General features: G+C 57.0%; 13 protein-coding genes. 7 read left to right on the top strand and 6 right to left on the bottom strand.

All coding sequences use genetic code 11. The features are described 5' to 3' along the window. Nucleotides 1-5: 5 nt before the first annotated feature. The 3 genes from gltS to KSS91_RS12305 all read right to left on the bottom strand — a co-directional run bounded on the left by gltS (nucleotide 6) and on the right by KSS91_RS12305 (nucleotide 3,388). Nucleotides 6-1,220 carry a sodium/glutamate symporter gene (gene gltS / locus KSS91_RS12295; RefSeq protein ID WP_217838116.1) on the bottom strand — a complete coding sequence of 405 codons (1,215 nt, stop codon included), beginning with the start codon at nucleotides 1,218-1,220 and terminating at the stop codon, nucleotides 6-8. A gap of 232 nt (nucleotides 1,221-1,452) precedes the next feature. Beyond that, complete coding sequence (locus KSS91_RS12300) at nucleotides 1,453-2,013, bottom strand: lipid-binding SYLF domain-containing protein (protein ID WP_217838117.1); 561 nt, start codon at nucleotides 2,011-2,013, stop codon at nucleotides 1,453-1,455. A gap of 268 nt (nucleotides 2,014-2,281) precedes the next feature. Then, nucleotides 2,282-3,388 carry an acyltransferase family protein gene (locus KSS91_RS12305; protein ID WP_217838118.1) on the bottom strand — a complete coding sequence of 369 codons (1,107 nt, stop codon included), beginning with the start codon at nucleotides 3,386-3,388 and terminating at the stop codon, nucleotides 2,282-2,284. A gap of 500 nt (nucleotides 3,389-3,888) precedes the next feature. Here KSS91_RS12305 and KSS91_RS12310 point away from each other — a divergent pair, with 500 nt between their 5' ends. From KSS91_RS12310 to KSS91_RS12320, 3 genes are all read left to right on the top strand, one after another. Next, the gene (locus tag KSS91_RS12310; protein ID WP_217838119.1) at nucleotides 3,889-6,024 is read left to right on the top strand and encodes a calcium-binding protein; all 2,136 of its coding nucleotides are present in this window, start codon (nucleotides 3,889-3,891) and stop codon (nucleotides 6,022-6,024) included. A 598-nt stretch (nucleotides 6,025-6,622) separates the two neighbouring features. After that, nucleotides 6,623-6,904, top strand: a complete 282-nt coding sequence (locus KSS91_RS12315; RefSeq protein WP_217838120.1) for a hypothetical protein — start codon at nucleotides 6,623-6,625, stop codon at nucleotides 6,902-6,904. Between the two features lie 316 nt (nucleotides 6,905-7,220). After that, complete coding sequence (locus tag KSS91_RS12320) at nucleotides 7,221-8,420, top strand: patatin-like phospholipase family protein (protein WP_217838121.1); 1,200 nt, start codon at nucleotides 7,221-7,223, stop codon at nucleotides 8,418-8,420. Between the two features lie 21 nt (nucleotides 8,421-8,441). Here the strand turns inward: KSS91_RS12320 and KSS91_RS12325 are convergent, their stop codons facing one another. Continuing rightward, a complete protein-coding gene (locus KSS91_RS12325; protein WP_217838122.1) occupies nucleotides 8,442-9,362 on the bottom strand; it encodes a universal stress protein in 921 nt (306 codons plus the stop codon). 264 nt (nucleotides 9,363-9,626) lie between these two features. On the opposite strand from KSS91_RS12325, the gene KSS91_RS12330 reads away from it, so the two are divergent. From KSS91_RS12330 to KSS91_RS12340, 3 genes are all read left to right on the top strand, one after another. Next, complete coding sequence (locus tag KSS91_RS12330; RefSeq protein WP_217838123.1) at nucleotides 9,627-10,700, top strand: NAD(P)-dependent alcohol dehydrogenase; 1,074 nt, start codon at nucleotides 9,627-9,629, stop codon at nucleotides 10,698-10,700. 38 nt (nucleotides 10,701-10,738) lie between these two features. Next, entirely contained in the window at nucleotides 10,739-10,981 is a 243-nt protein-coding gene (locus KSS91_RS12335) for a hypothetical protein (protein WP_217838124.1), read from the top strand. 384 nt (nucleotides 10,982-11,365) lie between these two features. After that, nucleotides 11,366-12,289 (top strand): universal stress protein, encoded by a 924-nt coding sequence (locus KSS91_RS12340; RefSeq protein WP_217838125.1) that lies wholly within the window; start codon nucleotides 11,366-11,368, stop codon nucleotides 12,287-12,289. A 53-nt stretch (nucleotides 12,290-12,342) separates the two neighbouring features. Here KSS91_RS12340 and KSS91_RS12345 read toward each other — a convergent pair whose 3' ends face one another. Beyond that, the gene (locus tag KSS91_RS12345; protein WP_217838126.1) at nucleotides 12,343-12,906 is read right to left on the bottom strand and encodes a GNAT family N-acetyltransferase; all 564 of its coding nucleotides are present in this window, start codon (nucleotides 12,904-12,906) and stop codon (nucleotides 12,343-12,345) included. 225 nt (nucleotides 12,907-13,131) lie between these two features. Here KSS91_RS12345 and KSS91_RS12350 point away from each other — a divergent pair, with 225 nt between their 5' ends. Continuing rightward, on the top strand, nucleotides 13,132-14,043 hold the full coding sequence (locus KSS91_RS12350; protein ID WP_217838127.1) for a universal stress protein: 912 nt from the start codon (nucleotides 13,132-13,134) through the stop codon (nucleotides 14,041-14,043). Nucleotides 14,044-14,128: 85 nt separating this feature from the next. Here KSS91_RS12350 and fnr read toward each other — a convergent pair whose 3' ends face one another. Then, the gene (gene fnr / locus KSS91_RS12355) at nucleotides 14,129-14,872 is read right to left on the bottom strand and encodes a fumarate/nitrate reduction transcriptional regulator Fnr (protein WP_217838128.1); all 744 of its coding nucleotides are present in this window, start codon (nucleotides 14,870-14,872) and stop codon (nucleotides 14,129-14,131) included. Nucleotides 14,873-14,948: the final 76 nt, after the last annotated feature.

The raw sequence follows: 14,948 nt of genomic DNA on the forward strand, positions 1-14,948 counted from the left end.
GGTCGCTAAAGGCCACTGAACAGGCTGATGATCACGGCATTGACCAGGTCAATGAAAAAACCACACACCAGTGGCACGATCAGGAAAGCCTGGTGCGCCGCGCCGTACTTCTGTGTCACGGTCGACATGTTGACGATGGCTGTCGCCGTGGAGCCGAGGGCGATCCCGCCGAATCCGGAAGCAATCACACTGGCTTCGTAATCGCGCCCCATGAAGCGGAAGACCACAAAATACGTATAGGCGATCGTCAGCAGAATTTGCAGGGTCAACGCACACAGTATGAATAACAGCGCACCGCTGAGCTGCCATAGCTGAAGCCCCATCAGGGCCATGGTCAAAAACATGCCCAGGCAGATATCGGAGATCAGCGACAGACCCAGGCTGGCGCCGCTCCAGCTTTTCAGGCGTTGATCACCCACAAAGGCCAGCACAAGGTGGTGAATGACGATGCCCGCGAACAGGCAGCTGACAAACTTGGGCAGGGTGACGCCGGCATCGACCAGCAGCAGGTTGAGTCCATAGCCGAGCATCAGGGTCAGGTTGAGCCACATCCACGCCCAGAGCACGTCGTAGTAGTCCAGCGCCTTGCTCGGTTGTTGCTCGAGAATGCCGACTTCCAGCTCCGCATCCCTGGACGGCGTCAGTCGGTAACGACGTATCAGTCGGTTGGCGATAGGGCCGCCGATGACGCAAGCGGCAATCAGGCCGACGGTGTTGCTGGCGATGCCCAGTTCATGGGCGTTACTGATGCCCAGTTTCTCGACGAAAAGCGGTGCCCAGGCCAGGGTGGTACCCACTCCGCCCGTGAGGGAAATGGAACCCACCATCAAGCCTGCCTTGGGATCAAGCCCGAACGCCTGGGCCACACCCATGCCCAGAGAGTTCTGCAGGAGAATGAACACAGCGGCGAGTAACAGCAGGATCAGTAGCGGGCGCCCACCCTTGAGCAGTTGGCGCATGTCCGATTTCAAGCCAATGCCGGCGAAGAAATAGAGCAGCAGGGTGTCGCGAACCTGCAGGTCGAATTCGACCTGGATATTCAGGCCGAAGTAGAGCAGGGAGGTTACCGCCGCACAGACGAAGCCGCCGACGACCGATTCGGGGATGCAGTACTGACGGAGAAAGGCGTTGTGCTGGACGAGGGTTTTGCCGAGGAAAAGCAGGAGGATGGCAAGGGTAAAACTCACGAGGCCGTGAACCTGGAAGAGCTGTGAAGTCATTTAAGGCCTACCTGAAAACTGAAAAATCATTATCAGGATCCGGTCATTCAATGTTTGGACCTGGATCAATGAATGGTCGATACAGCCACTTCCAGCCTTGCTCGCCAGACAGCTCCGATCATCAGCTGCGCCTGTGCGCCAGCAGTGAGGACAGCCTAGCCTGAATGGGAAAACCCACCAGTATTGGCATAGGCTGCCATCATGCTTGCGATGGTCAATCCAACAGCGCGGCTTAGCGCTTGATCAGGGAAATCTTCGTCCCCTCGATACTGACCCCCGCCATTAGCCCTTGCTGGTCGAAAATGAACGCGTAGGCGTCGTCTTTCAGCGTCGAACTGGACAGGTTCTTCGCCACCCCTTCATCAACCACGACAACCGTTGGCCCCACACCGATTTCCCAGCCCTTGGTTTCGGCGACATATTTCACGGCTTTATCGGTCATCAGGAAAACCGCATAGCCGTACGACTGGGCGCCGGCCTGCAGCCCCCATGAACCGCTGACGGAGTTGTAGTAATTTTCGACTTTGGTGCCTTTCATCATGACGCCTTCGCCGTAGCTGCCACCGAACACAAGGCCCGCCTTGATGATTTTCGGGAAAACCAGCACCGCTTTGGCTTCGTGCGAGATTTTTTCGGCAAAAGGATGGGCCTTGTAAAGCAATTGCAAGGCTTGTTTGGCATCGGCATTCAGATCCTCGGCGGTGGCCGCTCCTGCACTGTTCAGGAAACCGGTCGATGCCAATGTTGCAGTGGCGAGGAAAAACGAGAGGAAGAACCGCATTGATTGAGTCATTTGCATACTCCGCTGAGGGAGCATTGGATGAGAGCAGCGGCAGGCGCCTGCATTTGGCAGGAACTGAATCCGCTGAGGTTATCCGGCGCACCCTGAAATGTGTGAATTCAAGCATTGCTTTTGTATGAAGCAGGTTCTTGACCACCTGTCATTTGCGATGCCATCAGATGTTGTGACCACTGCGTCATGGTGGTGTTCGTTCGCCAGGCCTTTCTTTGGGTTTTTGTCGAATAAAAAAAGGCCCGCTGATTGGGCGGGCCTTCTTTTATTACGCCAGAGTCTGGCGCTCTTTCTGTGGTTCCGGCTGCGCTGCCTTAGTTGGCAATGCGTAGCTATCGGTGAAGCTTTTTTGCGGAAGTTCGCGGTGACGACCTTCGGAAACCAGGCGGATCACTTTCCGCGCCGGCTCTTCAATGCAGTGATAGAGGAACATCGAGAAGGCCAGGATCAGGGGAATCTCATACTTGAGATCCATCATGCCAAACATCTTGCGCTCTACGAACAACACCATGATGTGACACATGTAGAGGCTGAAACTGATTTTCCCAAGGTAAACCGACACCGGGTTGGAATAAGCCCAAATCGGTCCTGCACGGAACAGGCTGGCAATCATCACGATCACGAGGAACGGGAAAACCATGTCGAAGTAGTACTGGATGCTGGTTGCCCAGAACATCAGTAGGATCAGAGGGGCAATTGCGATTGCGGTGACTCTCCAGAGTCTGGAGTCCGGCAGGTCATGGCATACCTGATAGGTGCAGTACCCGGCAACAAAGTAGACGATGCACTTGATGGTCCAGATGCCATTGGCAAGCAAGTTCGGTTGCAGGAAGGGCGCATAAAGTGCCAGGCCGATCAAGAGGAGTGAGAACGAAATCTTTCCCCACTTTCTTGTGAGGTAGGCGACGAACGGAAAGGTCAGGTAGGCCGCCCACTCGCAACTGATCGACCAGGACGGCTGATTGAACGTCAGGTTGGGGGTTACGCCCCACGCATGCACCAGAAACAGGTTCGCGTAGAAAGTGTAGGCGGTATCGACAGGCGACCATTCATACAAACGATGCATCGGCAGAATGAACGCTGTAATGACCAGCATAAACAAATGCACCGGGTAGATCCGGGCAAGCCTGGCCACCCAGAAACTGATAGCTTCTTTAGGGCGAAGGCCGTCTGCAAAGTCTTTCCCGTGGACATAAGCCAGAATGAAACCGGAGAGGATAAAGAATATATCTACCCCGAGGCCTCTCGTCTGGAAGAGAAATGCCAGGCCGCCGTAGGCATTGGCGAGGTCCCCGTATCGAATGTGAAGCAGCAGGACTGACAAGGCAGCGAATCCCCGTAGCCCGGTCAGGTTTTGTATGTGTACGGCGCGCATCAAGCACTCCATTGCGGTTGTCTGGCAGGTTGAGCCTGCAGGGAGGGCGGCGATTAAATCACAGCTTTGTTACAAAGCATACAATTGGCCATCATGTTGATTTGTGCTTGTTACTGACAATCATGAGGACGTCGAAAATAGGCGAATTTCATACCACTTTTTGCACCACTGGTCGGCGTCAAATCGTGCGTTGAAAAAGTGAGCAGGTATGCGGTAGATCTCTTGTCAAAAGTTCACGCAGGGGAAACCTTTAGTGTTTCCTAATGTTTCTTCCCGTCGCCTGGGGATCGCAGCTTTTCAAACCCTCCTGCCCTGGAACCCCCGAACCAGCCATGTGGTGACGTTGGAAGGTTGGCGAAGGCTCCAGAACATCCGTCTGCATTCGCGATAAACGGTAAGGCCGAAATGGCGCACTTGTGACCCCTTGGGCTTGTCCAATTTTCTTCAACCCGCTGTAACGCAGTTAACGCTTACCATTTCCTTTAATGGAGGGTAGTACCATGGCTGTAATCAATGGGACTGAACAAGGCGACTTCATATTTGGCAACCCCGAGGATGATCAGATCTTCGGCCTTGGCGGCGACGACTTCATCCTGGGTGAGGGAGGCAACGACACGATAGAAGGGGGTGACGGCAACGATGAACTCGTCGGTGGTGACGGCGATGACCTCCTTCGCGGTGGCGCCGGACTCGACAGTCTCACGGGCAGTGTCGGTGCCGATACCCTGACCGGGGGTGCGGATAATGACGCTTTCAACTGGTTTGTCGGCAGTGGCGCGGATTCCACTTCCCTGGCCCGCGACACGGTGACCGACTTCCAGGGGGCCGGCGTTGCCGGTGGTGACAACCTGCTTCTCTCCGCGAGCAACCGCCTGGTTTTCGAGGGGGCTCGCCCCACGGTGCCGACGCTGGGCGCTTCGCTCGGTTTCGGCGGCAACGGCTTTACCGAGGTGTTCTATGCCGTAGGTGCCGCCAGCACGCTGCTGTTCGCGGACTCCAACGACAATGGCGTGCTCGACGCCAGTGACTTCTCCGTACAGTTGACGGGACAGCACAACCTCACAAAAGCCGATTTCGGCACCACGGCCTTCGTCGTGCGTGGCACCGAGGGCAATGACGTGATCAACGGCACCCCGGACGCCGATACGATCCTGGCGCTCGGTGGCAACGACGTGGTCAACGCCGGCAACGGCAATGACATCGTCGACGGCGGCGCCGGCAACGACATCCTCAACGGTGGCGCGGGAATCGACCGGCTTACCGGGGGGCTGGGCAATGACATCCTCAACGGTGGCGATGACCGCGACCTCATCACGGGGGGCGACGGCAACGACATCATTGATGGTGGCGCAGGCAATGACACGACGCTTTCCGGCGGCAACGGCACTGACATCGTCAATGGTGGTGCCGGCAACGATACCCTCGACGGCGATGCCGGTAACGACCAGTTGTTCGGCGGTGTCGGTAACGACGACTTCTTTGGCGGCGAGGGTAACGACCAGATCTTCGGCGAAGACGGCAACGACGAACTGTTCGGCGATGCCGGCAACGACCAGTTGTTCGGCGGCAATGGTGACGACGCGCTCGAAGGCGACGCCGGGGCAGACCAGTTGAACGGCGGCGCCGGCAATGACGAGTTCGAGTTCTTCCTTGGCTCGTTCAACCCGAGCTCGACCTTCGCGACCTTCGATACGGTCCAGGACTTCCAGGGTGCAGGTGTGGCCGGCGGCGATACGCTCGAGCTGAACGATGAGTTCGTATTTCGTGGCCAGGTCACGCTCAATCCACAGCTTGGCGCGGCACTGGTCGGCGGCGGCAACGGCATCACCGATCTGTTCTACACGGTCCGCCAGGGCAACACCTGGCTGATAGCGGACGACGATGACAACGGCCGGCTCGACAACACCGACTTCACGGCGAAGTTCCTCGGCGTCAACAACTTCACGGTGGGCGACTTCGGTAACAATACCGAGTTTGTCACGGCGGGCACCGATGGCAACGACATCATTGTCGGTACCGATGGCGACGACAAGATCTTCGGCCTCGGCGGCAACGACCAGTTGTTCGGCGAGGCAGGGGAGGACCTGCTCGATGGCGGTACGGGTGACGACGTGCTGCTCAGCGGCACAGGCCTGGATAATCTGTTCGGCGGCGAGGGTAACGACACGCTCACCATCGAGGATTTCGGCAGTGCCTTCGGTGGAGCCGGCAACGACCTAGTGATCGGCAGCAGCGCCGCGTTCGCCTTCCAGACGACCCTTGAGGGCAATGAAGGCAACGACACACTGCAATCGGGCAGCGCAGGCGCCTTCATGATTGGTGGCACGGGGGACGACCGGCTGGTGGGCAGCGCGGCGGATGACTTCATGGTCGGCAGCGCCCAGTTCGAACCCGGCCTCGATGCGGACAGGTTCCAGTTCGGTGCCCTCTGGGGAACGGACACCATCGCCGACTTCGAGGACGGCACTGACCTGATCGACCTGAGCGCCAGCGGTCTGACCTTCGCCAACCTCACCGTAGGAGAACAGTTCGGCGAGGCCGTCATCAGCGTCACGGGCCAGCCGGAGGTGGGAACCATCACCTTGAGCGGCGTGCCGCAGGCCGCCATCACCGAGTCGGACTTCGCCTTTACCTGAGTGATCGCCGCATGCTCACGCCTGGGGAGGGCGTGAGCATGCCTCAGGCCCTGCGTCGGGCACCTTCAAGCGCCAGGGAGACATCATGACGGTCAAGCGCATGGACAACATCGGCATCGTTGTAGAAGACATCGACATCCGGGGCCCCGAAGGCATTCTCATCGGACTTGCCCAGGAGCTCGGGTAGCACGCTTCTCGATGAGCACCTGCGACAGTTGCTGAGCGTCACCACCAGGACCGGTTGCAAGCACGAGATAACTTGGGTGCCTTGCATATCGCTGATCTTAACGATGGAAACTCAGTATTAACCTGGTTGGCTTGTCGGTTTTATTATTGATGTTCCAATAGTTAAACAGTCGGTTTTTGCATTTGACGGGATCCGATACTGCATAAAAATCTAGCAGATATCGCATATTGACAGGTAGTCAAGCCAAAACTACCATCCGGCATCATGAGCTTTAAGGCAGCTAATAACGGGTATCTTGCATTTGCTCCGACACCCGGGTGTAAATATATATTCATGTGCTGTTGTACCTGCAGTATTGCTGAATGCCGAGCCTGTCAGATTCAAACTCAATGTGCGTCAAGGCGAGCCAAAGTGAAAAAGTCACTCATCCTGTTGACCCTGCTTGCACCCCTTATCGCCATTGCTGGCGAACCTGATCACCTGGCCATTTGCGACGAACTCAAGCCAGATATCACTCGTAGTTACGGCGTGCACAATTTGAAGTTGGTGGATAACGGTAGTTCATACGTGTCGGGTGAAGGGGTTGTACTTTGTGTATATGACGGTATTGTCCGGAAGTTCTACGCCGATAGTTCTGTCAGGGTTATGGCAACACTGAATATCGCCAGTAATAAATACCACGTCCTGTTCTAGTAGTGGGTTGTCACTCGTGAGCTAGAAGTTCTGATGCATCTTCTGCTGGTTATTGAAGCCATGCTCTTTCATCCGGCGCTCCAACCCGGCTTGTTGAATATTACAACCTGGTGAGCCCAACAGCTTTCGCATAAACCCTGGCGCGCGCGGCCAATGAGTTTTTTTATCAGGTAAAGGAGCGCAGAATGAGCAGCCCGGCGTTCGAATGAAGTGCCGCAGGCGGGGCGGGCGTGTAGTCATCTCGAGCAGCAGGGGGTAGGGACTCTCTCGGCGATGATGAGCGCTTGCTGACGACGGCAAGGGCTGGAGACGCGCTTTGAAACCATTCCCGCTCAGACCAGGCGCCTCAACTCTGGACATGTTTCTTCAAGCGTGTCTGCCACGTCGTGACGCTGTTCCGCCAACCTTGACGGAAAAAGCGGTCATCCCCGGCATTCCCAATGCTCGCTACAGGCTGGACCACGACCTGACGCCTTTCATTGAGGATGCGGTTCAGTCCAACAAGCGTGAGAGCGAGGTGCTCGCCAAGGCCGGGAAGCCGAACCATATCCTTCCGCTGGCCAATATGCTGGCGGTTTCCGGTGGCGGCGATGCGGGCGCTTTCGCAGCTGGATTGATTGCGGGATGGACGACGCATGGGACTCGCCCCCAGTTCAAGGTCGTCACAGGCATTAGCGCGGGTGCCTTGGTCGCCCCGTTCGCTTACCTGGGGTCCGATTACGACGGCGTGATTCGGTATGTCTCCAACGCAATCGGTCCCAAAGACATTTTTCATTCGCGAAACGTATTAACCCGTTTTGCCAGCGACGGTATAGCGGACAGCAAGCCACTGTCGCGGCTCATCGCAAAATACGTCACGGCACAGACTCTTGAGGCAATTGCGACGGAGTACGCCAAAGGACGAATCCTGCTGATCGGCACAACAGACCTTGATTCCGGCCGGCCAGTCACCTGGAACATGGGCGCGATTGCTGCAAGCCAGGCACCGGGAGCGCTCGATCTCTTTCGCAACATCATGCTCGCGTCAATGAGCATTCCCGGTGCAGTCTCACCCGTCATGATTGATGTGGACGTGGACGGCAAACAGTTCCAGGAAATGCACGTGGACGGAGGGGTTATCACCCAAGTGTTTCTTTACCCACCCAGCACCGTGATGGCGCTGAGCAAAGCCACCGGAGCACCGTTGCGATTCGACCGCCATTTCTATGTCATTCGTAACGGGACACTGGAGCCACAGTGGTCCGGGACCAAGCGCCGCACATTGAGCATCGGCGGTCGAGCCATCAGTGCCTTGATTCAAACCCAGGGGATCAGCGATCTGGAGCGCATCTACCGTATGGCGCAACAGGATGGGGCGGATTTCAATCTTGCGTACATTGGCTCCGACTTTAACTTTGCGCACGATCGGAAATTCGATGGCGAGTACATGAAGCGTTTATTCGATTACGCCTTTCAACTCAGCGCGAAGGGCTATCCGTGGCATAAATTGCCGTACCTGGAAAACGCTAAACGATGAAACAAGCGCGTCATCGAACATTCAGATTTTTTCCGGAGAAACCACCCACACGCTGCAGGGCAACTTGTACAGCAGATGTTCCACCGTACTGCCAACCAGCCGCTCCATGCCGCGATGACCAATGCGACCCATGACAATCACATCGATGTCATAAGTCTGCGCGTAGCTGGAAAGCACCTTGACCGGATTGCCCATGATCATGTGCTGGTGCGCCGGCGGAATACCGTTGCGCTCAGAAAGTTCGCGAAACGCATCAGCCTGCGCCTCGAACAGCGACTTGGCTTTTCCCGAGGAGAAAAACGCCGATCCATTGCTGAAACCGAATTCGTCCGCACTGATGCTGGAAAGGTCATGGGCGTAGATCACGTCCAGTTCTGCATTACAGGTGCTCGCCAGTTTGGAGGCCTCGCGCAGAATACTGTCGTTGAAGCCTTCGTATTGCTCATCAGAATGAAAAGGGTCAACGGCGGCGACGATCTTGCGCGGTAAAGTGTTGTGCGAATGACTGACAAAATGCAGGGGCACCGGGCATTCACGTAGCAGGTGGATATCCAATGGCGTAAACATCAGGCGTGACAGCAGCGATTCGTGTTCCAGCGCCTTGATCAATACGGCCATCGGCTGTTCTTTGAGATGAATGAGGATCTCCTGCAAAGGCCTTTCGACCCAGACAACTTCCGTGGTGACGTGCACACCGATCTTGCGCAAGGGGCGGGCCTGGTCTTCGAGCCACTGACGATGGCGCTCGACATAGCCCAGTCGCATCTGTTCCAGCGCCTGTTCGTTGACCATTCCGGCAGTCGCCAGCCCTTCAAGATAATCGAACGCCACGATGTGCAGGGCAGCACCTGAAGCCTTGGCCAAGGCAGCGGCCCGGTCGAAGGCGGGGCTGTTTTCCATCAACGGCGAAACGACCAGCATGAAGCGTAATTGATCGGACATGACAGATCTCCGGTAGGTAATCGCTTGCCCCGATGGCTGCGGTGTTATTGGGCAGTGAAGCCTTGAACCTAGCCTGCCACTGTTCAGAGCGCCGGGTTTGATCTTTGTCAAATCGAAGGGAAAGGATCGTATTGCCCGACGTGCGGTAATCCAGGCTTCAACCCATGACCAAATTGTTGACCATTATCAATCTTTCATCCGTCTCCCCGGCGCAGTCTTTGGGCTCTTACAGACCTTGGCTTACATAAGAAAAGGAGGATCACCATGGCAACCATGAGAGCGGCTGTTTTCGTCGAAAAGAACCGAATCGTACTGGAAGACAAGCCCGTCCCTGAAGTCGGACCGCTGGACGCATTGATCCGTATCACCACCACAACTATTTGTGGCACCGACGTACACATCCTGCGCGGTGAATACCCTGTGGCCAAAGGGTTGACCGTGGGCCACGAGCCGGTGGGCGTCATTGAGCGGCTGGGGTCGCAGGTACGCGGTTTTATCGAAGGGCAACGGGTGATTGCCGGTGCCATCACGCCCAGCGGGCAAAGTTATGCCTGCCTGTGTGGCTGCGGCTCCCAAGACGGACCAGACACCCGCCATGGCTTTCGCGCAACCGGCGGCTGGAAGTTCGGCAACATCATCGATGGCTGCCAGGCCGAGTACGTGCTGGTGCCGGACGCCCTTGCCAATTTATGCCCGATTCCTGACGAGCTCAGTGACGAGCAAGTTCTGATGTGCCCGGACATCATGTCTACCGGGTTTTCGGGGGCCGAACGAGGCGAGGTGAATATCGGCGATACCGTTGCCGTGTTTGCCCTTGGCCCCATCGGCCTGTGTGCGGTCGCGGGTGCGCGCCTCAAAGGCGCGACGACGATCATTGGCGTGGATGCCGTGGCCGAGCGGATGACTGTCGCACGACAATTGGGTGCGACCCATGTGGTCAACTTCAAGGACGGTAACGTAGTCGAGCAGATCATGGCGCTTACCGATGGTCGCGGTGTCGATGTGTCCATCGAGGCACTGGGTACCCAGGGCACTTTCGAATCTGCCCTGCGCGTACTTCGTCCGGGTGGTCGACTGTCCAGCCTCGGTGTTTACTCCAGCGATCTGCGCATTCCCCTGGACGCCTTTGCCGCAGGGCTGGGGGACTACAGCATTGTCACCTCTCTGTGTCCGGGCGGGAAAGAGCGCATGCGTCGCTTGATGGCAGTGGTGCAAAGCGGTGGAGTGGACCTGTCGCCGCTGGTGACCCACCGTTTCAAACTCGATGATATTGAAGCGGCTTATGAATTGTTTGCGCACCAACGGGACGGAGTGATGAAGGTCGCGATCACCCCGTGAGGGTGTCCTCGTTTACTCGAAGCTGTACGGAGGTCTCTATGATCATTGATATCACGGAAAGACCGGCAAGCCATTGCTGGGTCGTGTGCATGGATGCCTTGCAAGTGAACTTCTACACGCTGGGAGAAGCGCAGGCGTTTGTTGGCCAACTCAAGGCGCGTATCGAGGCGCCACATGTCTGGCCAAGTGTTACCTGCCGGGCAGACGGCACAAGACCGATGCCTGACCGTCAAACGGCTTACTCCAATGGCAAGCGGGTCTGCATCGACCGCGTGGAGTAACAACGTGGACCAGTGCGGGGCGCAGTTCAACCAGATAACGATCCAGTGAACGGAGCCATTGGGCTGACAGGCGCAGCCGCAGCGCTGGGGATTGGCATGCTCATCGGTCTTGAACTCCAACGGCACAAGGGTCAGGGCGAAACCCGAGCTTGTGCCGGTTTACGGACGTTCGCCATTAAGGCGTTGTTGGGTCAGCGGCGGGCGCCGCTTCGCCGTTTACTTGATTCCGGGCCAGGTATTGCTGACCCTGGCGTTGAGGACGGGAATGGGGGTGTTCTGATGGATATCGCGTGCGCAACTGATAAAAATCAAGTGGTCGGAACAAGGAGTAATCAATCTGTCGTTCTACTCCTGGATTGAAATGGCCGTGTGCCGAGGTGCCCCATGTCGCAATCTCAGCGTTTACTCTTGATCGCTCCTGCCGCCATGACCCGGACACCGGCATTCGACCGGGCTGCTGCGCTCGCGATCGCGATGCAATTGCCGTTGCACATCGTGGCGTTCGACTATTCCCAGGCCCTGGCGGTGGCCGGGTTGTTCGCCCCGGAACAATTCAGCCGGGCTCGGGATGGCTATCTGCAAACCCATCGCCAATGGCTCGTGGATCAGGCCGGATTGATGAGCAAGCAGGGAGTCGAGGTCACCAGCGAAGTGGTGTGGGTACAGCATCCTTATGAGGAGATTCTGAACTTCATCAATGAGATGCCGCTAACGCTGATCATCAAGGACGCCGAGGAAGAATCGGCATTAAAACGAGTATTTTTTACTCCGCTGGATTGGCAGCTGCTGCGCGATTGCCCTGTGCCGGTGCATCTGGTGACTACTGCGCTGAATGCCCGACCACGCAACGTGCTGGCCATCATTGATGTGTTGCGCGATGAAGATCAGGACCGCGTGTTCAACGACCAGGTTATCGACGCCGCGGCGAAACTGGCCTCAGTCTGTGACGCCAGTCTTGAGTTGCTGCATGTGTATGACTGGACGGCTGTATACGTACAGGACATGGGCATTGGCGCACTGCCGCTGGCCAGCGGGATCCATGAAATGTTGGGAGCGGCTCAGCATGAGGCATTTGCTGCCATCGCTGAACGCCACGGCGTGTCACCGGAGCATCGTCACTTCAGGTTGGGGGCACCCGTACCGAGTATTTGTGAGTTTGTCTTCAAGCACCGCTGCGATGTCATTGTCATGGGCACGGTACAGCACAAGGGCCTGAGCAAATTACTCGGAACCACCGCCGAGCAACTCCTGCATCGGGCACCGTGCAGTGTGCTGGCGATCAAGCCGGGAAGAATGCTGCAATCCTGAGGGCTTGATCGCCCCGCGACGAGCCGGTGGCCGGAACATCGCGCAGCGATTGTCTAAAGGTAAAGACGATGGATCACCTGACGGCTGTCGTCGGGATCATTGTGCGTCTCGAATCCGAGCGCCTTGGCCAGGTCGCGCATGGGGGCATTGCTGGAGGCGTCCACCGAATACATCGGGCGAAAGCCGTTTTTGCGGGCTGCCTTGATCAGATGGTCCATCAGTAACGTGCCCAGCCCCAGATGCATCCATTCATCGGCGACCGTAACGGCACATTCACACTCATGCTCGCGGGTGGCCGCGTAACGGCTGATACCGATCTCGACCAGTTGCCCGTTGTCATGGACCAGGGCGATATAGGCCACACGCTGTTTGTTGTCCGTGTCCATCAACTGATTGAGCATCGCAGTGCTGGGTTCTTTGATCAGCGCGAGAAAACGCATGTGGCGGGATTCGGGAGACAGCCGTTTGATGAACGCGTATTCCCTGTCGCGATCCTTTTCCTCCAGTGGTCGAATTAGCACGTGTCGACCGTCCCTGAGCGCTTCGATCCAGTATTGGCCGTCAACCGCGGCATAGGTGGCTGCGGCCCGATCATTGTGGTCTTTGACGGTAAGCATGGGGTGTTCCTCCAGTGCGGCTTGAAAGGTTGGCATACGGCAAAAGAACCGCGTTTGAATCCTTTTCTACACCGCTGTCGATGCTTGAATCTGATCTGGATCAGACACCCGTGTCGGCGGCGTTGATTCGTGCGTGCTTGATGTAAATCAAACCGCGCCAGGTGATAGAGCGCAGTCTTGAAAATATGCCGGCACTGTATGGCCGGAGTCGAACGGAGGTGTGTGATGGGTCAATATCAACGTTTTCTGCTGATCGCTGACCAAACCCTGCATCAGTCTCCCGCCCAGTTGCGTGCCGTCGCATTGGCCAAGGCAGCCGGGGCCGTACTGGATGTGCGGGCCTTTGTCGAACCGGCACCGGTGGTGCATTTATGGCAAGAAAAAGTCGATGACGCAGAGCAACAGCGGTATTTGCGTCGCTACCGTCGCTGGGAGGCCGAAGAGCTCGATCGACTCAGCGACCTGGGCCTGCAGGTGACGGTCAAAGCCGTCTTCACCACCCATGCGCTGCTGGATATCTTGAAGACGGTCGAGGATCTCAAGCCCGACCTGTTGATCAAGGATGTAACCCTTGAACCTGTGCTCAAGCGAGTGTTCATCACCCCGCTTGATTGTCACTTGTTGCGTGAATGCCCGATCCCCGTGCATCTGGTCAACCACGTTCGTTACAGCTTGCCGCACCGAATCGTGGCGGCAGTGGATCCGTTCGATCCATCGACACAATTGAGCGGTTTGAACGACACCATCATTCAGACCGCCAATGCCCTGGCCCTGCAATGCGATGCGCCGCTACACCTGCTTTACGCCTATGACCTGTCGCCTGCCTTCAACAGCGACGCGCCATTGGCCGGGGGCGGTTGGGGCGTGGATCTGAGCGAAGAGCTGCGTCAATCCTTGCACCAGGCGTTTGTTGCACTGGCGGATCGCTACGGGGTGCCACCGGAGCGACGGCATTTCGTCATGGGGCTGCCGGTGCCGGTGATCAGTGAGTTTGTCGAGCAATACCTGGCCGATGTCGTGGTGATGGGCACTGCGCATCGGGTGGGGCTCGACCGGTTGATCGGCAGCAATACAGAGCGGGCGCTGTACTCCGTGCCGGGCAGTCTGTTGGTGGTCAGGTCGCATGTCAGGGAATGAGTACTATCGCACCGTTGAACCGACCTGTGCGCAACAGCGCCAGCCAGCACCATGGCACGCATGAAGATTCTCCAGGCTGCAGGTGTCAGTGGAGGTTACGATGGCAGCCCACGTTCAGTTGCTTGAGCCCGTCCATGTTCAGGATCTTGACGTCGCGGCCGTTTATTTCCACCAGTCCCTGGTCTCGCAGGTGCGCGATGCCCCGACAGATGGTTTCAAGGCGCAGGCCCAGGTAGGAGCCAATTTCCTCCCGACGCATTTTCAACACAAAGCTGGTGGACGAATAACCGCGGGTATTCAAGCGCTGCGACCAATTGAGGAGAAAAGCGGCCAGGCGTTCATCCGAGTTCATATTGCCCAGCATCATCAGCATGTCGTGATCGCGAACGATTTCCCGGCTGAGGATTTTGTTCAAGTTGTGCTGCAACGAAGGCAGTTCCCGGGCAAGTTTTTCCAGGTGAGCAAAATGGATGGGGCAGACCTCGCTATCTTCCAAAGCAACGGCATTACACGCATGCAGATCGGTGCTGATGGCGTCCAGACCGAGCATTTCGCCGGGGATCTGGAACCCTGTGACTTGCTCGCGACCATCGACCGACAGCACGCTGGTCTTGAACGAACCGATTCGCACCGCATACAGCGAACGCAACGGGTCGCCTGCGCGGTAAAGCGTCGCGCCTTTTTTGACCTTGAGTCGTTGCACGATCAGTGTGTCGAGACGTTCGATTTCCGGACCGGTCAGGCCAAGCGGCAGGCACAGTTCCAGGACGCTGCAGTTGGAACATGCAGACTTGAGGTTTTGAATTTGAAACGGCCTGGCTTCAGACATGATCTAAATGCCCCCGTATGGATGGGCTTAGCATAGGTGCTACCTGCCCAAACCACCGGTTGTTCCGAACTATTGT

This window comes from Pseudomonas azerbaijanorientalis (genome assembly GCF_019139795.1).
GTDB lineage: Bacteria > Pseudomonadota > Gammaproteobacteria > Pseudomonadales > Pseudomonadaceae > Aquipseudomonas > Aquipseudomonas laurylsulfatiphila.